We start from the raw sequence: 21,967 nt of genomic DNA on the forward strand, positions 1-21,967 counted from the left end.
GAATCACCTTATTCTATTGTGAAATTATCCAACTTCCATTCCGCTGAATCAAGCCAGTCGCAGAGTCTTTTGCTGATATGTCATCATCAGAAATATCGTTACGATTGATAAGGATAATGGGAGTATTCTTTGAATTGGCAAAAGCAAGGATTTGATCATGATGGTTTCGGACTGATACTTGTAATTTAAGCTTGATATCATTTACTTCAGCAAGTGAACAAGTATATACAAATCTCTTCTCGCCTTCTCCATTTGTCATATCATCAAAAGAATTATCATTGTAAATCCAAATACTGCGGTCAATATCAGTCAAAGAAAAAGCGATATAAGTCGGAATATCTTGTTTTACCTGATACGAAATTTCAAATTTGATTTCTTGATTCGGAGTTATTTGTGCAGGAGTCAAGAGTTCAACCTTTAAATCAGAGATAGCTTCATGCTCTGCAGTAAAGTCGTCATTTAAGGCTTTTTTCTGGCTGGCATTATCAAGACTATACTGGTTTGCAACATCATCCGGTGCACCGACCACTTTGATTAGCCCGTCTTCAATCAAAACTGCTTTATTGCAATATTTTTTCACTGCATTCATGTCATGGGTTACTAGGATAGTGGTTTTTCCGGATTTTTTGCGTTCCATAAAATAATCATTGCACTTGCGTTGAAAAGCTTCATCACCCACTGCTAACACTTCATCAAGAATGAGAATATCTCCCTGAGCTTTAATAGCAACCGAAAAAGCTAAACGGACTTGCATTCCGCTAGAATAATTCTTCAGTTTCTGATTCATGAATTCTTCAAGTTCTGCAAATTCAACAATATCATCATACATAGTGTCTATCTCTTCGGTAGAAAATCCAAGCATGGCACCATTCATATAGACATTTTCTCTACCTGTTAGCTCAGGATTGAAACCAACTCCTAGCTCAATAAAGGAAACTAGCTTTCCATCAATAGTCACCGTTCCCTTCTCAGGAACATAAATCTCTGAAATAATTTTCAAAAGCGTCGACTTACCAGAACCATTTCGACCAACAATCCCAAAGAAATCACCTTTTTCAACTTCAAAGGAAATATCTTTTAACACATGTTGCTCTTTATAACCCTTGATTCCTTTAAAACGATTGACCAAACTAGTCCTTAAACTTTGAGTTGCTTCTGTTGGCAAACGAAAAAATTTACTAACATGATCAATTTTTACTGCAATATTATTCGACATTATAAAATCTCCGCAAACCTCTTAGCATTTTTATTAAAAATATATAGACCAAAGACAAAAATTAAAACTGGCAGCACATAAGGAAACGCTGCAATCCAAGGGGTGTTAATCAAATCCCAACCTCTCATACTTCCAGAATAAACCACAAAATGTCGCAAATCCTGAATAATCTGTGCCAAAGGATTGAGCATCATCAATTTAGCGATAGTTACTTGTCCACGCTGAAGAATAAATGTTAAAGAGTAAATAATAGGCGTTGCGTACATACCAGCCTGCAATACAACTTCCCAGATCGGACCAATATCCCTATATTTAACAAATAGAGTAGATAACGCCAAAGAAACTCCTGTAGCCATTAAAATCAATTCCACAAACAAAGGAATAATAATCAACCAACCTGCATTTATAGAAACTCCATTAATCAAAGCAAATACAAAGACTACTAAAATATTTATTGCATAGTTGATGGCTGCACCGGCAATGGCTGAAAAAACGATAATTGATTTGGAGAAATTTAATTTTCTCATCAAATCTCCACGTGAAACAATCGATAGCATTCCCATATTGGTAGCTTCTGTAAAGAAACTCCAAGTTACCATTCCTAGCAACAATCCTACTGCATAATGGGGAGTTCCATCGTCAAATTTCAAAAATCGAACAAATACTAAATACATAATTGTAAATAGCATAAAAGGTTTCAAAATGGACCATAAATGCCCAATCAAACTTCCTTGATACCGTAATTTAAAATCTGTTTTAATCATCTCGCGTAAGAGAATCATATTTTTTCGACTAAATAAGTCCATTATTACTCCTTATAAGCAAATTTTGTGAGAATCAAAGTGGTGAAGACAAAAGTATGGAAAGCACGATTTTTTCGGAAGCCATATTTCCGTAGACGCTTATATCGTTCTGTCAAAGGTACTTCCATAATCGTTACAAAATTTTCTATAATTTCTTTATTAGCAGGGCTCAATGATAACCCCAATAAGTTTTTTGCTTGTTTTTGACTCGCTTGGATGAGATTCCAATATTTTGTAAAGAGGATATGCGGGCGAATCCAATTTTGCATTCTTTTTCTGAGTGTTCTTGCACCTAAAACATTATTTGAATGTTGCCGATACAATTCACTTGGTCGATCTATATAGACTAAGTGGCCAAAGGCTGCTGCCAGCAAAGCCAAATACCAGTCGTGCATGAGTAAGTCATACTCCTCCTGCCCAGTCCATAAATCAGCCAGAGCTTGATTAATCATGGAAACGCCACCAGTCACCGTATTTTCTGTTATTTCCTGAAGCAATTCTGTATTTGCATGATCCGACTGTGTTCGAATCATACTTTCATGTACGACATTTAACTCTTGATCAACAACTTTTAAATCCGTGTAAACCAATAAAGGCTGATTATCATCATATTTAATCGCTTCTTCTAGCTGCATTTCTACTTTCTCAGGCAACCAAACATCATCCTGGTCACTAAAAAAGTAGACATCTGACATTTGATGTTTCAAAAGATGAAAGAAACTTTTGATAACACCAAGATTTTCAACGCTATCAGGATTGACAAAATGAATGCGATTATCTTTTTGACAAAAATCTTGAATAATCTCACGTGTCCTGTCCTTAGATCCGTCATCTCGAATTAACAGCTGCCAGTCTGTATAGGTCTGTTGCCTAATGCTCTCAATTTGTTCTGCTAAAAACCGCTCACCATTGTAGGTGGACATGAGAATCGTCACTTTCATGATAAAAATAATTCCTCGTATTCACCCACAATTTTTTCCCAGGTGTAGTTTTCTTTCATATTTTCTTTGGCAGCTTGACCTTGGTCTGAAAAGTCGGACTGTTTATCTACCTGATGAAGGAGATCAACTAGGCTATCTTCTTTCTTATCCCAGTAAAGAACTGTTTCTTTTGCCACTTGTTGATTAAAGTCAACACCCAGCACTAAATTCAAATCTGTCTGAGCTAGCGCCTCTAACAGTCCAGGATTGGTTCCTCCGACTTCGTGACCATGAATATAAGCAAAAGCTTGATTGCGAATATACTTCAATAAATCTTGATCATAAATAGTTCCAACAAACTTAATTCGTTCATCTTGGTCAAAATTTGTTTTTTGTCGTAGTTCTTCAAAATAAGCACTGCCTTGATGATTGCAGACAATCAATAAATCTCGTTGCGTCTGTGACTTCATAAACTCACGAATGATAATTTCATAGTTATTTTCTGGAACAAAACGTCCAACAATCAAATAATAGCTTTTTTCCTTACTTGCCCATGTATCAAAAAAGTGTCGGACTTTTTCATCTTGAACAGTTAAAGACGACAAGCGCAAATCTGTTCCATAAGCGATAAAAGTCGTTTTAGACCATGGATAGGACTTTTTGATATAGGTTTCAATTCCTTGATTGTCCGAAATGACTAAATCGGCATGTTTGGTCATCATTTTCTCAGAATATTTAAGGTAATTTTGAACGGACTTGGACCACTTAGCTCGTTTCCATTCAAGTCCATCAGGATTGATATAAAAGACACCACCAGCATGATGAATTTTTCGAGCAAAAGGTGCGATAAAAGCTCCAATTGTATTCCCTAAAATATAAAAAATCGGTTGATCAATTTTTTGATTTTTCACTAACTTCAAAGCATAGTTAATTGCCATCATATCATAGGCAATAACGCGAGCTGGGCCAAGTTTTGGCGCTTTAATCGTAAAACAATCTACGCCTTTGTAATCAAAATGATGATAAGCTTCATCATCTGATAAACAAGCCACATGATACTGAATCTGTGATGAAATTTGATGTTCAACCAAATTTTCTACAAAAGTCTCAAATCCACCGTACTTTGCAGGAAGACCACGACTTCCAATAATGAATACATGTTGCATGATTTTCCTCATTTCAAGATTTTGCAATCTAATCTATTATATCACTTTATAAATCGTTTGTGTAATACAATAAATAAAAAGGCGGTTAAAACAGCCAATAGTATGAACTAGAATACTGATTTATCCGTCTTTTTCTGATGCGATACCAAAAAACTCAAACAGAATGATTTTATCATCCTGACCCCTCTACTCTTTTAGGATTAAACACAATTTTTTCTTTAATTTTTTCAAAAAAGAACTTGTAGGATAAGCAGAAACAGATGACTCAAATAAAAATTTCAGGTGATACAAGGAATTTCCATCAGTAAATGTCAGGTTTTCAATCCGGTCCAATATCTCATGATAAACTTCCTGAACAGTATAAAGGCTGCGAATCTTTTCTAGATTAGCTAAAGAATTTTCTTTTAACTGTTCAAATGAATCCAAAGCTTCTTTTATTCGCTCAGTGAGAATTTCCACATTTCCCGATGGATATAGCTGCCCTTCTTCAAAAATTTCATAAGCCGACAAATGACCCAAATTATCCGAGATAATGACTGGAATTCCGTTCATGATAGCTTCAATATAAACCAAACCAAAAGTTTCCATAGCTGAAGGGAAGACAGCAAGATCTGCTGCTGTCACTTCTTCCCAAGGCTGGTCTCTATGACCTAAAAAATGAATATTTTTAAGGTTCTTTTCTGCTATGTAAGTCTCACATTTTTTCTTATATTCTTCATCCCAAGCACCAATAAAAATCAACTCTGGACTAGGATGAGGTAACTTACCATAAGCTTTAATCAATTCTAATTGGTTTTTCCGTTCAGTTAAGCGACCAACGGACACAATGCGACGTTTTGCTGCGGCTTTTCCCTTAATTCCAGTAGGAACAATTTGTGTAAAAGGCGCAAAAGATAAGATACTCTGCTTGGGTAGCAATTCTTTCAGCTGCTTTTGTAGAGCGCCTCTTACAGCAAAAATTTCCTGTGAGTAATCAGTTATGAAAGTTAATTTTTCTTTATAATAGCCAAACTCTCCATTAGGAAATTCATGAATCAGCCAAAAATGCGGAATATTCTCACAGGCTGCTGCAACTGCTCCTTGAAACATATTAACTGTATTCGTAATGACCAATTCAATTTGTTTGTCTGTAATGATTTTCCTAAGTGCAGCAATATTTTCCTGATAGGATATAACTCTTTCGTTATGAGTTCCTGCTAAACCACCTGGTGCATCTTCCCACCACCACTTAACAGATGGCAAAGCTAGTGTTTCGATACCTTTTTTAGCAAGTTTTGCCATATAATCCTGCTGAACTGACACATGGTAGTCGGGAATAGCATTGATGACGGTATGGCCCGTTTGCACTAGATATTCCATCAAATGAACAATTGATATTTCTGCACCATTGTCTAGTGTTCCTGTTGGGGAAATAAATAATATAGTTTTTTTCATAGCTTATCCTAATAAATTCCAATAAAATGGTACCATTAAATACAGAGAAATCAAGAAGTTGACAATCAAGGTACCAACCATTAGTCTATTAACTTTTTCTTCCTTTATCTCCAATACACCAAGGTTTGCGACTATTGGTAATAGCAAAATGAGAAAAGGCGTGAAATAGCGACCTTGAGCCCCTACTGACACTGGTGCATTTTTACCAAGGACAATCGGTGTCCACTGTAGATACATAATAGAGATAACAGCAATAACCTGCACTACAAAAAGATAACAAGATATAACAGTGTAGCTCCGACTCATAAAATCCTTTTGGGATTGCAAGAAAATGATGACAAGTACTGCAACATCAATAAAAATTAACCAGAGAGGTAATTGGATGGTGAAATTTCCCAAGAACCCAAATATTCCAATCGTCAAAATTGTATTCAAATCACCATTTAGACGCTGTTTAAAGAGAGTATTAAGCAAAACCCGACCGTAATGCATTAATCCGCCTTGATTGCGAAAAGCCAGATGAAGTGCTAAGAAAAATGCAATAAATCCCAATATATAGAAAACATAGCGATAACGATCAACAAAATTTTTTGTTGCTAAAAAACCTCTATTTAGAGCTGATAAAAAACCTTCAAATTCAAAATCAATAAACGGCAATAATCCCAGCAAAAGTAAATTATTAGGCTTGGTTATAAAGAGTCCAATTGAAATAAAGAACAATTCAAGCAAATTCTTATTTGTAAATTTCTTTTTATAAGCAATATTAGTGAAAAAGCCAATTACCAGCATAATCTCCAAGTAGTTCATCACATCATAAGACAGTGAAGCAGCTTGCTGAACCATAATAGGCAAAAGGGAAATAAAAAGCAGAGCTTTCTTACCATATTTAAAATACTTAATAAGAAAGTAAATTCCTATAATGTAAGCCAAAGCATTAAAAAGACGTCCCATCATGACAATTACACCAACAGAGGGATAAAGGAAACTTCCAAGAGTCATTCCAATTAACTGAGGAAGAAAAGAGAGGGATTTTAGAGTGAATCTAAAAGAAAATGTTTCTTTTGATAAAGCAATTTTTTTAGTAAATAATTGTTTGTAGTCCTTAGGAGAAACATCTGGTGTAGCAGGAATCTTCTCCATCCATTTATAAGTTTCGGATGTGGGTTTATGAAAAACTTCCCAAGTCATGCGAGCATGATTACTTTCATCAGGTACACGATTGATTGGCTGGACAATCATAAACGTCAGGATAAAAATACTCGCTAATATCAAGAAGATTGTTTCAACTTTTATTGTTTTTATTCTTTTCAAAATATGTCACCATTTCATCTTTGTTATCTAAACTGCAATTTTCTAAAACAAAATGATAGGCATTTTCTGCCAATTTCTGCCGCAGTTCAGCTGAAAAAATCAAGCTGTCTAGCTTCTCTTTCCATTCGTCCTCTTTGGCTAAAAGCCCCGTCTGACCATCTATCACCATATCTGCAAAAGCACCTATATCACTAGCAATTGTAGGAACTTTAACCATTGCTGCTTCTAACCATTTGATCTCAGATTTAGCACGGTTGAAAATTGAATCTACCAGAGGTGCCAAATTAATGTCTACCTGACTAATCAACTGTGGTAAAGTCTTCCAATCAACATAATCATGAACAATAATCTGTTGCTCATAAACTTTCATATCTGTCGGAATATCTAGATGTCCTACAATATGAAGTTCGATAAATGGATACGCTTCTAGCAGCTTTTTAAGAGCCGGCTTTATCAATTCAAAGTTCTCGTTATGACTAATTGACCCTGAGAAATAGCCAATCTTAACTTGTTGGCTTTGCTGATTGTAATCCTTGATAAAACATGAGCTAACTTCCATCAATTCACTCGAAGCTAAATTTCTATTTAACAAAACTATATCCTGATACTTGAGTAATTCTTCTTTCAGTTGATTGGTTGAAGTAATGGCTCCATCACAAGCCGCCAACATCTTTCCATAATTTCTAACTCCGGCATCATAATTGCCTTTTTCTTTTTCAGACAAGCCCTGTGTATAACTTAATTGATCTGTGTAAACTGTATCAAACACCAAGTCATCAATGTCAAAATATACTGGCTTATTTTCACTCTTAGCCAAATCACATAGAAGCTGTAATTGGATAGACCAAGAAGCACGATAAATAATGATATGGCTAGCATATTGAGCTTGCGAAACCTGAAACTCAGAGGCATTTACTACCTTAACAGCAAAACCGTTTTTTCTAAGCTGTTCAGCCTTATTCAAAACACGATAGCGGGTACATTGAGGAATGATATTTTCTACTCCATCGATGATTAAGATGTACTGATTTCTTGGAATTTCTTTAAATTTTTTAATTATATTTTCAAGAATGTCGACAGGGTAATCTGTCTTCTCTTGAATATACTCTAACAAATCACCTATTTCAGATTCTCTTTCCAATCCTTGCCATAGAAACTGCTGATCGTCATAATTTCGTAAAGCAGTGTATTTAACTAGAGGACTTCCAGCTTCTAACATTTTTAAGGGGTGAATATACATAGCTGAATCTTTATTTTCATGAACGAGTGCATCATAACGATAGCCCAGGTCTGCAAAATGTTTGGTAAAAATTGTTTCATGTTTTCCAATAGCCTCATCACGCGAATCAGTATCGGTCAATTGTTCCCAATAATTATAGAAAGCTTCTGACCGAAGTAGCAAAGGCTCAATGACAAGAAAATATGATTGTAAATGTTCAGGGATATAACCGTACTTATTAAATCCTGTAATATCTTCTTGTGTTTCTCCATAAGAAATGCCCCAGAAATCAAGATTTTTTTCAATCATAGATTGAAAGACTGCTGTTAAATCTCTCATTGGACCAATATTAGTATCATTCACTAGCATTAACTGAGAATATTGTTGCAACTTATCCTTTCCAAGAGACAAAATTCCCTCACGAAAAGCTGCTGTATCATAGCCAATATTATCTCTTGTTAACACTTGACCATATTTCTCTAAAATTTTTATATCTTCTGCAAGCAGCCCCCCATTCACTACAATTAAAGTCTCATCAGCTAAAACCGCTAATTTCTCTAAAAAGAGGATTTTATATTGCTGTAAACGTCTTTCAGATTCAAAAATAACATAAATGAGCACTTTTTTTCCATTTAAATTTGCAATCTGCTTACGTTGAGAATTGCGCAATAGTTGATAATAATATGTCTTAGGAGATTTTACTTTTCTTTTCAGTCGAATTAGCTGCTGTTTCATCAGACTAAGAACACCTTTTATGTTTCTAGGGTTCCGAATAATCTGCCCTATATATTTTAGAGGTGTAATCATTGCATTTCCTAAACGATAAGAAATAGAGTGCCGAATCTCAAACTGTTCTTCAATCGCTTCATCTCGCTGATGTTTAATCTTTTTGACACTTATTTTCAAAGTTTCGATAGTTCCTTTTGAAGTGCTTAATTCTCCTTTTAATTCAGAAACATAGTCAGCTACCTTGGCAGTATGCTGGATTAAATCATCCAGCCGTCCTTCTAAAGTAAAGATATTGTCGCTCAGAGCCTGATAAACTTCCTTAGGTATTTTATCTAGATATTTTTTTAAAACATAAAGATAAACGTCAAAATAATACTTGGTAGAATTTCTCTGAGACATGGAGCTTTCAAGAACTCGATAATTTAATTTCGTATCTTGAACATAGATTGGAACAGCTTGTCTGTTGATAATTAAATTAAGCCAAAAATCATAATCCTCTAGCTTCTTATAGTTAAGTTCCACATCATAAACTACACCTTTAACTATTTCTGTTCGAACCAAGGAACAACTATCGATATAACTTCTCTCCAAAAAAGAGGATAAATCAAAGGGCTGTCCCTTTAAATATATTTTTTCTCTTTCTGGGTCATATAAATCGCTATAGGCGATGTCCGCGCCTGCTTGACAGAGCTTTTGATGGCATTTCTCAATATAAGCTTCATCTAAAAAGTTATCACTATCCACAAAAAGAAAAAATTCTCCATTAATCAGACCTAAGCCTTTATTGCGGGTCATGACCAAACCCATATTCTCATGGCTTTTAAATTGTGTTGGAAAAGGAGAATCTACCAGAGTTTCTTGAATAATCTGAGCAGACTTATCTGTAGAGCCATCATTTAAAACAAAAAGTTCAATATTTCTGTAGCTCTGCTTAAAAATACTGCGCAAGCATTGCTCAATATAGTCTTCATGGTTGTAGCATGTCACAACGACAGATATTAAATCTTTCATACACTTTCCTTATCATATCAAGTCTAGTCATTAGAATTAGAATCTTGACTTTTTATATAGGCACGATTAATCAGCTTGGCTATCCATTTAGGCCAAAAGAGCTGATACATATATAAATCTTCTTTGGTTCGAGTATTGTCTGAAATGGTTTTGGTCGTCTCTGACTCCTCATGAATCCGGTGACACATAAGTTTTTCAGAGATAAAAGCAAATCGTCCCTTGTATTCACTAATCTTGTACCAGGCATACCAATCTAGACTGACCCGCATTTTTTCATCAAAGCGAAACTCCTTGATCCGAGCCAGATTATAGGTAACAGCTGGACATGAGATAGGATTTCCTAAAGCTAATACTCGATTTCTCCAGAAATGGCTAGCTGGCATTATATTCAATACTTTGAGCATAAATGTCTTGATTTTCAGATTTTTATTAGCTAAAATTTTGACACCATTTTTTTCTTCAAAGTAATCTGTATAAGCAATCAAAACATCTTTAGATTGCTCTATTTTTTGCAGCACAGCTTCTAAGTAAGTCGGCTCATAATAGTCATCTTGATGAGCAATAGTTGCATACTGGCTATCGACGAATGAAAGTGCATTGTTCCAATCTTTGCCAATCCCTCCACCTTCTTTAGTATAAAAAGGAATCTCGTATGTTTGGCAAAGTTGCCTGATTGAATCAAGAGGGGTCGAACTATAGCAAATAATTTTCGATCTTATTGTCTGAGCCCTCAGAGATAAAATACAAGCTTCTAAAAACTCACTTTCTCCATAAGCACAAACGACCCAAGTATGGTTATTTTTCATCTTTTTCGCTTTCTAATTCAGAAATTTTTTGCTTTGTAATTGATAATTCTTGCACCAACTGCTTGATTTGCTCCTTTTGTTTAGAAATAGCAATTGTATGAAAAAATACGATAATCAACAAGAAAAAAACTGCCAGAGAAAGCAAAAAATTTGAGGTCAATTCAAAACCTAAAAGTTGAGCAAAATAAACTGGAATGAAATCAAAAATTGAAATAATAATCAATACAAAACCAATCACAATCCACATAAAGGCTTGCTCAAACAATATGTTATTCCTATTGATATTTCTAAACACAAAATATAAAAATAAAACAGAAGCAACCAGCATAGCAATAGACAAAATAGACATTATTCACTCTCTTTCATAAAAGCAGCAATCAAAATAGATGAACAAACTTCAATCATATACCGAATTGATTTGATAGGCGTTATGGAAGAAACTCCGCCAGAACGCTCAAACATATTTGCCGGAGCTTCTACTACTCTATATTTTCGTTTTAAAATATGAACGATAGACTCTGGTTCTGGATATTTAATAGGATAGCGCATCGCAAACTGTCGAATAATCTTATGATTGCCCAAGCGATAACCAGATGTGGTATCTAAAATTCTTTTTCCAGTTGTACATTTAATAAAAGCAGAAATAATCGTAATACCAAATCGACGCATAAAAGTCGTCTGAAATTCTGATACTTTATTTCCAACAAAACGTGACCCAATTACTAAATCGGCTTTATCCTCACGAATAGGTCTCAATAAAGACGCTAACGAGTTAATATCATGCTGACCATCGCCATCAAACTGAACAGCTACATCATAGCCGTTTTCCAGAGCATACTTATAGCCTGTTTGAACGGCTCCGCCAATTCCAAGATTCATCACAAGATGAACTGCATTCAGTCCATTTTCATCAAGAATCTCTTTGGTGTGATCTGTCGAACCGTCGTTTATGACGACATAATCCAATTCAAAATCAACTTTTTTCCGATATTCGACAATGCTTAAAACGGTATTTAAAATACTTTCCTCTTCATTATAAGCAGGAATAATCATTAAAACTTTCAATTACGTTTTCTTTCCTTTACAGTAGATTTTTGAAAATAGTGGCATCAGTCTCAAAGATTCTAAGCTTCTAAAAAGCAAGATGAATATAATTATTTGAAATCTCTCACCATGAACCTTATTAGACAGAGGTGATAGATTAGAATCCACTTGCTCTTGTCCAATCCATTCTTTTATCATCCTATACTGATTCATAAACTCAGAACTTGATGCAGAACGGCCTGAAAACAACAAATACCAAATATAATAACGTTTAATAAAGTACCTCAAATAAATCGAATCACCAGCGACTTCTTTCAATTGTGATAAAAAGTAAACTATATCAATCTTAGGATTAAATCCTCTTTGAGACGTATTTGAAATGCTAGACTCATTAAAAAACCAATTATAACCATTATAATCAATAATTTTGATTTTATCTGTTTTATTATAGGCATTTAAACTAAAGACAACATCTTCACCGATTGGATAGTCAAAAAATTGAATTTGATTTTCTTTCAAGAAAGATGTTCGATAAATGCGAGCCCAAGGAGCTACCACAATATATTTCGACCAATCTGTGTCAATCAAATCTTGTTGAAAAATAATTTTATATTCTTGGTTGACACGTCTATAACCACCAAGTACAATGTCCATTTCCTCTTTGGAGATGGATTCATAAAATACTTGCAGATAATCACTGTTTACATAATCATCATTATCAATAAAAACAATATAATCCCCTTTAGCTAAGAGAATCCCTCTATTTCTTGTTTTTGCCACACCTTCATTTTCCTTATCAATCACTCGAACGAATGGATAATGATTGGCATAGGTTTGAAGCACCTTTAAAGAATTATCAGTCGATCCGTCATTCAATAATATGATTTCAAAATTCTTAAAAGTTTGTTCTAAAAGCGAATCTAGACATTTTCTAATGCCTTTTTCCGCATTATAAACGGGAATAATAACTGAAACTGCTAGATTATTAGACATTTATACTTCCCTTACTTTCATTCACTTAATTAACTCTTTTTGTAATATCCTATCAAACGTGGAAAAAGTTTGATTGATATGCTAAGTCCCATAATCTTCGTAAAAATACCAACCATTTTGAATGTCCTATTGTTTATTTTTTTAGAAAATTTTAATAGATATTGATATTTTTTCAGTAAACTTCCAATATCTTTATTGTGAAGATACTGATTAACAAAAGGCAATATTGAAATATAAGATATTGTGAAATAAACCTCAAGTGCAGTCTTAAGATTTTGATTATATGTTTCAATACCTTTTAATCCAATGTCAATACTTTTTAAAATATCATAGACATTCTTCTCTTTCACTATATTAGTAATACTCCCATCTCGGTTTTGTCTATACATGTAATTATCCGAATTAAGAATAGAAAAACTACCTGCCATTTTCAAAAGATTTGCACAATAAAGACAATCTTCTGATAAAAAACCTACAGGGAAGCCCAATCCTTGATTAAATAACTCTTTCTTTACACACTTATTCCACGCAGGAGCAGTCAAAACTTCTTTTGATACTAAATCCAAGACATGATCACTGAAAAGTCCAAAAGAAGGAACAGTTTCAAAACCAACCTGAATGATATCATCTATATCATAGAATTTATTATACGAAAAGATTACTATATCGCTCTTGTTTTGTTCAATATTATCACTCAACTTTTTGAGAAAATGATTGTCACTCCAAAAGTCATCACCGTCAACAAACAACAAGTAGTCTCCCACAGCATTTTGAATACCTGTATTTCTAGCTGCAGACAGGCCTCCATTCTTTTGATGAATAACTCTAACAACATCATATTTATCAGATAAAGCATCACTGAGTGGGCCCGTAGCCTCATCCGTTGAACCGTCATTAATAATTAATACCTCAAACTGCGACATAGGGAAATTTTGCTTTGCTAAGCTTCCAACACATTCATTTAAATAGTTTGCCACATTATAAGCCGCAACTATAATTGAAAATTTCATCATTTGTTTTTCTTTCTAAACCATGTATAGGGATTTGTTACAAAATATATAATCAAGGATACACTTAGCCACGCTACCATTGAAAAAAGGAATGATAAAGCGGCTCCAAAAACCTCGTAGTTCATAACCAACGGTCTTGCAGTCAACACAGATACTAGATATCCCGTTAAAAAAGAGATAGTCAAATAATGTTGTTTACGAAAAACAGTTAGAATATTATCACACACTGTAGAAAAAGTACTTGCTACCCCTCCAAATAACAAAATCAAAAAACTAGAATGATAATGCTTTAAGTCAGTACCATAAACAATATCTAAAATAGGTATCGCTAAAAATGTTCCTAATAAAAAGATAGATACACTCGTTAACCATAACGTTTTAAACAGATTGTTTTTATAAGTTATAAAATGACTTATTTTCTTTTCTTCTCGAAAAATTGCAAGCTGGGTAATCATTGGCCTCAAGAATACAATCATAAGATTCATGGAAAATATCGGGGTGAAGAGAACACTGAAATCCCTTTGCACACCTGCTCCAATAAAGCCTTTATTAAAGATATCATTCAAAGCATATTTAGGCTGATTATAAATAGAAACCAGTAAAAAGGCGTTGATAAAAAGCGGAAAACAGTCTTTTAAAATACTAAAAATATCTTTCACATTTACTTTAAAAAAATTAATTTTATGAAATGCTTTTGATTGTGGGTAATCAAATAATCCGATACAGAAAAAAGCAATAATTATTTGAATAATCACCGACAATAGTAGATTTCTTGAAATAATCAAACTTATAAAGAATCCAAGGGTTGATAGACTATTTCTGATAAATAAGGACTTACCTGCAATATCAAGTCGTTCTCTTTGTTGAAACAATCCCTGAAAGACATCCGACAATGCTTCGCTAACGCGAAAGAAAGATACTCCAAAAATAATATCCATATTGTTATGTGTTGAAGGGGTCACGATAATATAGCCAATAAGAATTAGCACCATCAAAATATTAGATAAAATTCTTGTTACAAGATAAGCATCAAAAGAATACTTTTCTTGAATATCAGTCGCTTGAAAATCTCTCACCTGAAAACTAGCAACAATTACTAATAAATTGGCAATCGCATAAGCGAAACTGTATAAATCAGCTGATTCACTTGACAATACACGGGTAACAACAACTAAAAGAATGACCGAAACGACAGCTGATGACAGGCTGCCAAATATATTCCAAAAGAATACTTTTTGCTGGGTTGTTTCTTTCAAATTCTAACTCTCTCCCACATTATAGTTTCTTAATTATACCATTTTCTAGGAGATTTGTGTATAAGGAAAAACAATCAATCGATTACCTCTATTTTTGAATTCTATAATCTCTGTTACGAATAAATTAGATGAAGGTACTCGTATGCAAGTTGAAGTATCTAGCCCCCAATTCCCCACATTACTAAAGAAAAATAGCTATTACTAAAACTTATCCTATCCAAGTGACTCACCTTATTTAGTATAAAATCACCCAAAAACTGATTGGAAGGATTCATATAACAAGCATCGCAAAATAGTTAACTGTCTCGGTATAAAATGTTACTTGGAAATTCAAAAAGTTTCAATTAACCTACTTCTCTGATTTAACCTCGATTATTGAGTAGGGAGTTGCTCAGTTTTAAGAAAGCCAGAATGAGCTTCGTTCCACAAGATTTCTTCTGGAAAACTCTTATCCATCTTTGACGTTAGAACATCAAATAACACTTCATACGTTATCTCAAAAAGTAAAATATAAAATTAAAGTCATTACCACAAATTTTAACTTCATATCTTCATTACTCTAAAGATCAAAAAAAGAGAAGATGAAAATAATCCTCTCCAAAAATCGGCTAACACCAATCACTACAATTGATAAAAATATGCTATTTCTTCCCTTGTTTATAAAATTCCTTGAGGGCATCTTGCCAAGTTGGAATGACAAAGCCGGTTGCCTTAGCTTTAGCTAGGCTCATAGTAGAATTGAATGGCCGCTTCGCTTTCGCTGGAAATTTACTAGAATCTACTGGTAAAACTTCAACATCTGTATCTTTTAAAATTTCTACTGCAAAATCATACCAAGTCGTATCTTCTATAGCATCATTTGACAAATGGTAATAACCAAATTCTTTTTGATTTTCTGCTAAGTAAGTCATAAATTCAGCCAACGTTCGCGTCCAAGTTGGACGACCATGCTGGTCATTAACAACCGTCAGGGTTTTATGTGTTTTGGCTAAATTCTGCATGGTAAAAACGAAGTTCTTTCCATAATTTCCAAAGACCCAAGCTGTGCGGATAATGTAGAAACGGCTAGAATATTTTTCAACCAACTCCTCTCCCATACGCTTCGTGCGACCATATTCTGTTTGAGGATCTGGTCGATCATCTACTTCCCATTCTTGCCCAACTGGCTTATCTCCAGCAAAGACATAGTCTGTAGAGATGTAAACAAGTGTTGCTCCATGGGCTTCTGCCGCCCTTGCGACATTCTCTGTCCCGGTCACATTAATGACATAGTCCAGTTCTTTACCTTCGTCTTCTGCTGCGTCTACAGCTGTATAGGCAGCGCAGTGATAAACCAAACTTGGCTTCACTTCTGCAAAAACCTTCTCTACCATTTCGGCATTGGTAATATCCATTTCTGTCACGTCAACTGCCACATACTCTTCATTGCGTTCATCTAAAAGATAACGAAGTTCTGTCCCAAGTTGTCCGTTAGCTCCTGTAATTAAAATCATCTGAAATTCCTTTCTGAACAATAAACATTCAATGAACTTAATTATACCAAAAAAAGCAGAAAAAATCTGCTTTTTCTACTCGCTCTTTTCTTTAATAACATAAATTGGCCTTTTTTTGGTTTCCATAAAAATTTTCCCAATATACTTACCAAGAATGCCAATTGTCAACAACTGAAAACCACCTAGAAAAAGAATAATCGAAACCATAGAAGGCCAGCCAGCTGTAGGATCCCCAAAAATCAAGGTACGAATAATGACAATAATGATAAGGAAAAATGCCAATAAGCAGGCAACAATACCTCCCCAAAAAGCTATTGTCAAAGGAGCATCTGAAAAGTTTATAATCCCTTCTAGAGAATAATTCAATAATTGCCAGAAATTCCAACTGGTTTTTCCTGCAACTCGCTCCACGTTCTTATATTCCAAATATTTTGTTTTAAATCCAACCCAAGCAAAAATCCCTTTGGAAAAACGATTATACTCAGAAACCTCTAAAACAGCATCTACCATCTGTCGACGCATGAGACGGAAATCACGCGCTCCATCTACCATCTCAACTTGGCTAATTTTATTAATCAATTTATAAAACATCTTCGCAAAAAAACTACGAATCAGAGGTTCTCCCTCGCGTGTTGTACGACGCGTTCCTACGCAATCCAATTCAGCATTTTCATCTAGCATATTTTTCATTTGAATCAATAATGCAGGTGGGTCTTGCAAATCCGCATCCATGACAGTCACTAAATCACCAGTTGCATATTTGAGACCCGCATACAGAGCTGCTTCTTTCCCAAAATTTCTCGAAAAAGAAAGATAACGAACACTATTATTTTTCTGACTGAGCTCTCGTAAAATAGATAAAGTTCTATCTTTTGAACCGTCATTGACAAAGATATATTCAAAATGATCATTTATCTGAGATTTAATTTTTTCCATTTCCGCATAAAACAACGGAAGCGACTCTTCCTCATTAAAACAAGGAATGATGATTGAGATTGTCATTTTTCGCCCTTTCTTAAGATTTACCTTATTAAAATTAAAACCCATAACAATCGCATTATACTACATCTACGCTCCATTTTCTACTATTTCCATAAAAGAAACAAGAAATTCTCAATTCTATAAATCAAGATACTTTTATTTTATACCAAAAATTCCGCATTAAAAAAACAAATTTTACATAGACTAAATGCTGGTTAAATATTTTTGCGATGAAATCCATCGTTTCTAAAGCTTTATTGTCATTTCTTCATCGTTTTAACTGAGATGTTTACTATTAATTTAATATTAAAGAGATTTTTTAAATAATCAAAATAATCCCTTGGTGTAATGAACCAAGGGAAAATCCGTTACATATTATCTTTCACTGCTACTGCTACCATTTTTGCTTTGGCACGTACCTGATCCGCTACTATCATCTCCATTGTCACAATGACTTTTCTTTCACCCAATTCTTCAAGTCGAGAGACAACCGTAATTTCCTCATCAATAGGTGTCGGACTTTTATAATCTACTTCCAATCGAGCGGTAATAAATCGTCCAATCACCGTTTTTTCTGTCAAATCTAACCCCTTATTTTGATGGGCAAACCAAGCTGCTGAAGCGGTACCGTGACAATCAAAAATCATGGCAATCATACCACCAAATAGATTAGCTGGAACACCACCAGTATACTGGCGAGCTGGTGTTATCTTACTAATACAACTTGTTCCATCAAGACTAGGATAAGTTTTTAAACGCAAGCCTGACTCATTCTTAGGACCACACCCCCAACAATGTTGGAATCGATCGCCATAAGTATCTTGAACGGCAATGTTTTTTGTTTCTAAAGTCATTTAATCTCCTTTTTAAATTGAATTTTTAAGCGCTTTCAAAGTTATTATATCAATCTTTTTATGAAGAGTAAATACGAAGTAGATTCAAAATATTTTAATTGTTCGTCTAAGCAGAATTTATAGAAAAGTGGCGTGAGAAAGACTTAGCTGGAAAATATTCAGTTTGTTTAGTTTGAATGAGAGTGCTAAAAATTTAGACTTGACAAAGAGGAGAATGTTTCCTATATATGCTTGACGATTATCTATACTGAGAAATAAAATTGATTGATTTGCCCTTGAAATTCAACAGATTTACATCAGGTAAATGTTACACCTACTCAAAAATACTTTTTATTCATTTAAATATCTTTCTAGGATATCTGTTTTCTGTTTTTGAATTTCTACAATCTTACTTTCTTCAATCACAATCAAATCTTCTAATTTTTCTATTTGTTTTATTGCTTCATTCTGATGTTCTATATTACAATTTTTGCTAAGAAGAGATTGACGAGTTTATCGAAGGCATTTTCACGTCCGCCAACATTATACTTACGAAGAATTGTTGCGAATTGATTATATTTTTTTTGAACTTCATCGTGTGCGATTTCTTTTAAATCAGCAATTGAAGATTTCGCTTGTCCAATTTCAAAAGGCTTAATGTTAGCTTCTAATACTCCATTTGTAACATAATCTTGTTGATAGACATCACGCCAAATTTCGAATTTGTCATTTCCTCCTTTAGCATCATTATATGATTTTGGATTATCCAGAGTTGAAAGAAAATCGGTATTATCAATCAAATGAATTGCATGATACATCCGTTTAATCTCACCAGCTTCAATTTGAGAAGCATATAAAACTAGAGCTCTTGCCTTATTTTCTTGTTTTTCATATAAGAAAAGTTGACCACCATCAACTTCTGTATTTTCCACTCTTTATCAAATTCATTTCCAAAAGTCTTAGCTTCAAGGTGTACCTTCATTATCTTCAACTGTTATATCAGCATTCCCAGATTTCGTATTACGTCCTAATTCCCAAAATTAAAATATAACCTACATATCAATACAATACTTCAATAAAAACTTCTTATCTAAAGTCTTATCTTATCTCAGAACAGACCATTTCCTTACACTTCGCTGATAGATCATCTCGTATAAGCAGTGATACTACCTCCACACGTGTTGTCTATCTCTTGGGAATACAATTTTTTATTCTCGTCACTGTTTTGAGAACACAATTTATCTGATTTTAGTTTAGCATTTTTGCATTTACTTTTAAATTTTTTTCCATTCTTATTTTGAGTTTCTCCTGTTTTGAAAATAATAGTTGACATTGCTGGATCAATTTTTCCATCACTATTAACACCACCTACGATAATTTTCTCAACAATGCTTTCAAAAACTGTACGATCAAACTCCGTGAGTATTTTCTGAGAAGATAGTAATTGCTTAAACTCAGTAAGTCTCTTCTTTACATCGATTTCTGATTTTAAAGTTGCTTCAATATTTACTTTTTCTTCAGCAAGATACTCTTTTTCTGATGAAATCTCATTGTATTTTTCGGTATAGATAGAATCACTAATTTCCCCTTCTAGCCTTAAATTTACAAGATTCTCCTCTTTTTTTAACAATGCATGAAGTTTATTAGTAATTTTTTTTAGCTCCTTATTGAGACTATTGTCATTCAATTCAGATTCAATCGTTTCAAGTAAGTCTGTCATTATATTTTCGTTTGAATGATATAGTTGTCTGTAAGCTTCCATGAAAGCTCCCTCAATAGCTACCTCCTCTAATCCTTTACTATGTTTACAATATTTTTTCCCTTTTTTTATCGAAGTAACACAGTGCCACACAACTTTTCGATAATCTGAACGACAGTGCCAACTTCTTCTAGACAATAATGAACCACAAAAACCACATTCTAACATGCTACTAAAAGCATACATTTTTGAATAGCGTTCACGTTTGCCATTTACATTTGCAGCAGTCTTCTTATTTCCTGCTCGACGCAATCTAATTTCCTGAGCTTTTTCAAAATCTTCTTTAGATATTATTGCTTCATGATTATCTTTGATATAGTACTTATCTTCTTCTCCCAAATTACTCAACCGTCTCTTGCTTATTGGATCAACTGTAAAAGTTTTTCCCATAAGAATATCACCCTTATATTTTTCATTCTTTATGATTCCTAAGACTGTTGTATCATTCCAATGATCTAATCCTCTTGGAGATTTGTAACCTAGTTCATCAAGTTCCCTTGCTATGACTTTCCCTCCAATACCTTCTAAGTATCTTTCAAAAATATAACGAACTATTATTGCTTCTTCTTTATTTATAGAAAGTTTCTTAGTTTCTATATCATAGTCATAGCCTAAGCACCCTTGAAAACCAATCAATTCACCACGTTGCATCTTCATTTTCAATCCCTTTTTCACATGGGCAGAAGTATTCTCTACTTCTTGCTGTGCAACGGAGCTCAGAATAGTCAGAAGCAGTTCTCCATCCATTGTGAGGGTATCTATATTTTCTTCTTCAAAATATACTCCAATTTGCATATCCTTTAACATTCTGACATACTTCAAAGTATCTAAGGTATTTCTTGCAAATCTAGCAATTGCTTTAGTGACAATATAATCGATTTCTCCATTCATACAATCAGTTATTAAACGTTGAAAATCTTGTCTCTTTCCTGTTTGTGTTCCTGAAATTCCTTCATCTGCATAAATATCTGCAAGTTCCCAATCTGAACACTGAGAGATATAATCTTTGTAATGTCTTACTTGAGATTCATAACTGTTTTTTTGATCCTCACTATCAGAACTCACTCGACAATACGCAGCAACCCTTTTTAAATGTCTTTCTACATTGATACCTCTTCGTCTAACTAAAGAATCAGCCTTTATTATTTCAACATTATTTTTTTTCATAACTGAAATTCCTCCTTTTTGATTCTATATTACCGCGTTCAAACAAAAAGGTCAGCTATTTTGTGTACTTAATACGCAGTTTGTTTTTTATCTTTTCATACTCATTTTTCGATAGCATATTTTTTGAGTATAAAAAGTTAAGCATTGATAGTTGCATACTATATTTTACTGCTGATTGATTCAAACTCTCCCCTCCTCGTAAATTGTACTATATAAAATCCTCCGTGGGTATGATTGGTTAGATCACTCATGGGCATTTCACCCGCTGTCCTTTTACGCTGGCAGCCTGAACGTTCAGAAGTATCATTGTCCTTATTTGTAATCTTGGCATATAGAGGACCACTCTATTTTATAGCTGACAATTACCGCTCATATCCCAGCGTATCATACTAAGCTGCTCAACAAATAAGAAAGTCCCACCTCGGTTTATTCAATTGTCAAAGAACAAATCAAGGAGAGACTATTTTTTAAAATTGATTTTATGAGGATAATCAGTTAGTCCTAAAATATAATCTGTACTAACGTTATAGAGTTTAGAGAGTTTTATAAGAACATCGGCTGTTAAAACCACCTCCCCTCTCTCAATTTTTGCATAGTTAGTATGAGAAAAGGAATGCACTTCTGCAACATATCTTTGAGTGAAATCATGATCTTCCCTCAAATCTCTTATACGTTGGTACATCTAGCTTTCTCCTAAGAAAAGTATATGTCACTTTCAGAAAAAAGCTGGGAAATTGTCATGTTATGACAGCAAAATTTATATCATCCTTATCTGAATGCCATTTGAGGTTTCTAATGCTGTTAGCTATCAAAAAA

Annotated in this window: 20 protein-coding genes; all 20 read right to left on the reverse strand. The window is 34.0% G+C overall.

The window, feature by feature from the left end; translation table 11 throughout:
* Positions 1–13 precede the first annotated feature (13 nt).
* The 20 genes from H8787_RS07145 to H8787_RS07235 all read right to left on the reverse strand — a co-directional run bounded on the left by H8787_RS07145 (position 14) and on the right by H8787_RS07235 (position 21,833).
* Positions 14–1,216 carry an ABC transporter ATP-binding protein gene (locus H8787_RS07145; RefSeq protein ID WP_003068659.1) on the reverse strand — a complete coding sequence of 401 codons (1,203 nt, stop codon included), beginning with the start codon at positions 1,214–1,216 and terminating at the stop codon, positions 14–16.
* Positions 1,216–2,022: an ABC transporter permease gene (locus H8787_RS07150; protein WP_187327764.1), complete on the reverse strand. Its 807-nt coding sequence runs from the start codon at positions 2,020–2,022 to the stop codon at positions 1,216–1,218. The genes H8787_RS07145 and H8787_RS07150 overlap by 1 nt, the downstream gene beginning before the upstream one ends.
* 2 nt (positions 2,023–2,024) lie before the next feature.
* Positions 2,025–2,960, reverse strand: a complete 936-nt coding sequence (locus H8787_RS07155) for a glycosyltransferase family 2 protein (RefSeq protein WP_187327765.1) — start codon at positions 2,958–2,960, stop codon at positions 2,025–2,027.
* The gene (cps2T, locus tag H8787_RS07160; RefSeq protein WP_187327766.1) at positions 2,957–4,105 is read right to left on the reverse strand and encodes a beta 1-4 rhamnosyltransferase Cps2T; all 1,149 of its coding nucleotides are present in this window, start codon (positions 4,103–4,105) and stop codon (positions 2,957–2,959) included. The genes H8787_RS07155 and cps2T overlap by 4 nt, the downstream gene beginning before the upstream one ends.
* A 186-nt stretch (positions 4,106–4,291) precedes the next feature.
* Complete coding sequence (locus H8787_RS07165; protein WP_187327767.1) at positions 4,292–5,539, reverse strand: glycosyltransferase family 4 protein; 1,248 nt, start codon at positions 5,537–5,539, stop codon at positions 4,292–4,294.
* Positions 5,540–5,542: 3 nt separating this feature from the next.
* Positions 5,543–6,850, reverse strand: a complete 1,308-nt coding sequence (locus H8787_RS07170) for a DUF2142 domain-containing protein (protein ID WP_187327768.1) — start codon at positions 6,848–6,850, stop codon at positions 5,543–5,545.
* Positions 6,822–9,809 carry a rhamnan synthesis F family protein gene (locus H8787_RS07175; protein ID WP_187327769.1) on the reverse strand — a complete coding sequence of 996 codons (2,988 nt, stop codon included), beginning with the start codon at positions 9,807–9,809 and terminating at the stop codon, positions 6,822–6,824. The genes H8787_RS07170 and H8787_RS07175 overlap by 29 nt, the downstream gene beginning before the upstream one ends.
* A gap of 23 nt (positions 9,810–9,832) precedes the next feature.
* On the reverse strand, positions 9,833–10,615 hold the full coding sequence (locus H8787_RS07180) for a glycosyltransferase family 2 protein (protein WP_187327770.1): 783 nt from the start codon (positions 10,613–10,615) through the stop codon (positions 9,833–9,835).
* Positions 10,605–10,964, reverse strand: a complete 360-nt coding sequence (locus H8787_RS07185; RefSeq protein WP_003027703.1) for a DUF2304 domain-containing protein — start codon at positions 10,962–10,964, stop codon at positions 10,605–10,607. The genes H8787_RS07180 and H8787_RS07185 overlap by 11 nt, the downstream gene beginning before the upstream one ends.
* A complete protein-coding gene (locus H8787_RS07190) occupies positions 10,964–11,680 on the reverse strand; it encodes a glycosyltransferase family 2 protein (RefSeq protein ID WP_187327771.1) in 717 nt (238 codons plus the stop codon). The genes H8787_RS07185 and H8787_RS07190 overlap by 1 nt, the downstream gene beginning before the upstream one ends.
* On the reverse strand, positions 11,681–12,652 hold the full coding sequence (locus H8787_RS07195) for a glycosyltransferase family 2 protein (RefSeq protein ID WP_003068638.1): 972 nt from the start codon (positions 12,650–12,652) through the stop codon (positions 11,681–11,683).
* Between the two features lie 29 nt (positions 12,653–12,681).
* Positions 12,682–13,662, reverse strand: coding sequence for a glycosyltransferase family 2 protein (locus tag H8787_RS07200; protein WP_037591155.1), 981 nt, complete (start codon positions 13,660–13,662; stop codon positions 12,682–12,684).
* Positions 13,662–14,918, reverse strand: coding sequence for a sugar transporter (locus tag H8787_RS07205; protein ID WP_039677221.1), 1,257 nt, complete (start codon positions 14,916–14,918; stop codon positions 13,662–13,664). The genes H8787_RS07200 and H8787_RS07205 overlap by 1 nt, the downstream gene beginning before the upstream one ends.
* 641 nt (positions 14,919–15,559) lie before the next feature.
* Positions 15,560–16,411: a dTDP-4-dehydrorhamnose reductase gene (rfbD, locus tag H8787_RS07210; protein WP_003068630.1), complete on the reverse strand. Its 852-nt coding sequence runs from the start codon at positions 16,409–16,411 to the stop codon at positions 15,560–15,562.
* A 75-nt stretch (positions 16,412–16,486) separates the two neighbouring features.
* Complete coding sequence (locus H8787_RS07215; protein WP_037591024.1) at positions 16,487–17,413, reverse strand: glycosyltransferase family 2 protein; 927 nt, start codon at positions 17,411–17,413, stop codon at positions 16,487–16,489.
* Positions 17,414–17,760: 347 nt separating this feature from the next.
* Positions 17,761–18,246 (reverse strand): thioesterase family protein, encoded by a 486-nt coding sequence (locus tag H8787_RS07220; RefSeq protein ID WP_048800165.1) that lies wholly within the window; start codon positions 18,244–18,246, stop codon positions 17,761–17,763.
* A 455-nt stretch (positions 18,247–18,701) separates the two neighbouring features.
* Complete coding sequence (locus tag H8787_RS07225) at positions 18,702–19,157, reverse strand: hypothetical protein (protein WP_048800164.1); 456 nt, start codon at positions 19,155–19,157, stop codon at positions 18,702–18,704.
* A gap of 212 nt (positions 19,158–19,369) precedes the next feature.
* Positions 19,370–21,151: a recombinase family protein gene (locus H8787_RS07230; RefSeq protein WP_187327772.1), complete on the reverse strand. Its 1,782-nt coding sequence runs from the start codon at positions 21,149–21,151 to the stop codon at positions 19,370–19,372.
* Positions 21,152–21,206: 55 nt separating this feature from the next.
* Positions 21,207–21,335, reverse strand: a complete 129-nt coding sequence (locus H8787_RS10230; RefSeq protein ID WP_306665188.1) for an SHOCT domain-containing protein — start codon at positions 21,333–21,335, stop codon at positions 21,207–21,209.
* A gap of 276 nt (positions 21,336–21,611) precedes the next feature.
* On the reverse strand, positions 21,612–21,833 hold the full coding sequence (locus H8787_RS07235) for a helix-turn-helix domain-containing protein (RefSeq protein ID WP_003068620.1): 222 nt from the start codon (positions 21,831–21,833) through the stop codon (positions 21,612–21,614).
* Positions 21,834–21,967: the final 134 nt, after the last annotated feature.

Origin of the sequence: Streptococcus sp. NSJ-72 (genome assembly GCF_014334035.1) — a bacterium.
GTDB classification, from domain to species: domain Bacteria; phylum Bacillota; class Bacilli; order Lactobacillales; family Streptococcaceae; genus Streptococcus; species Streptococcus constellatus.

Coding starts and splice junctions, on each gene's coding strand:
- H8787_RS07145 (WP_003068659.1), bottom strand. CDS start 1,216: ATGTCGAATAATATTGCAGTAAAAATTGATCATGTTAGTAAATTTTTT.
- H8787_RS07150 (WP_187327764.1), bottom strand. CDS start 2,022: ATGGACTTATTTAGTCGAAAAAATATGATTCTCTTACGCGAGATGATT.
- H8787_RS07155 (WP_187327765.1), bottom strand. CDS start 2,960: ATGAAAGTGACGATTCTCATGTCCACCTACAATGGTGAGCGGTTTTTA.
- cps2T (WP_187327766.1), bottom strand. CDS start 4,105: ATGCAACATGTATTCATTATTGGAAGTCGTGGTCTTCCTGCAAAGTAC.
- H8787_RS07165 (WP_187327767.1), bottom strand. CDS start 5,539: ATGAAAAAAACTATATTATTTATTTCCCCAACAGGAACACTAGACAAT.
- H8787_RS07175 (WP_187327769.1), bottom strand. CDS start 9,809: ATGAAAGATTTAATATCTGTCGTTGTGACATGCTACAACCATGAAGAC.
- H8787_RS07180 (WP_187327770.1), bottom strand. CDS start 10,615: ATGAAAAATAACCATACTTGGGTCGTTTGTGCTTATGGAGAAAGTGAG.
- H8787_RS07185 (WP_003027703.1), bottom strand. CDS start 10,964: ATGTCTATTTTGTCTATTGCTATGCTGGTTGCTTCTGTTTTATTTTTA.
- H8787_RS07195 (WP_003068638.1), bottom strand. CDS start 12,652: ATGTCTAATAATCTAGCAGTTTCAGTTATTATTCCCGTTTATAATGCG.
- H8787_RS07200 (WP_037591155.1), bottom strand. CDS start 13,662: ATGAAATTTTCAATTATAGTTGCGGCTTATAATGTGGCAAACTATTTA.
- rfbD (WP_003068630.1), bottom strand. CDS start 16,411: ATGATTTTAATTACAGGAGCTAACGGACAACTTGGGACAGAACTTCGT.
- H8787_RS07215 (WP_037591024.1), bottom strand. CDS start 17,413: ATGACAATCTCAATCATCATTCCTTGTTTTAATGAGGAAGAGTCGCTT.
- H8787_RS07220 (WP_048800165.1), bottom strand. CDS start 18,246: ATGACTTTAGAAACAAAAAACATTGCCGTTCAAGATACTTATGGCGAT.
- H8787_RS07230 (WP_187327772.1), bottom strand. CDS start 21,151: ATGAAAAAAAATAATGTTGAAATAATAAAGGCTGATTCTTTAGTTAGA.
- H8787_RS07235 (WP_003068620.1), bottom strand. CDS start 21,833: ATGTACCAACGTATAAGAGATTTGAGGGAAGATCATGATTTCACTCAA.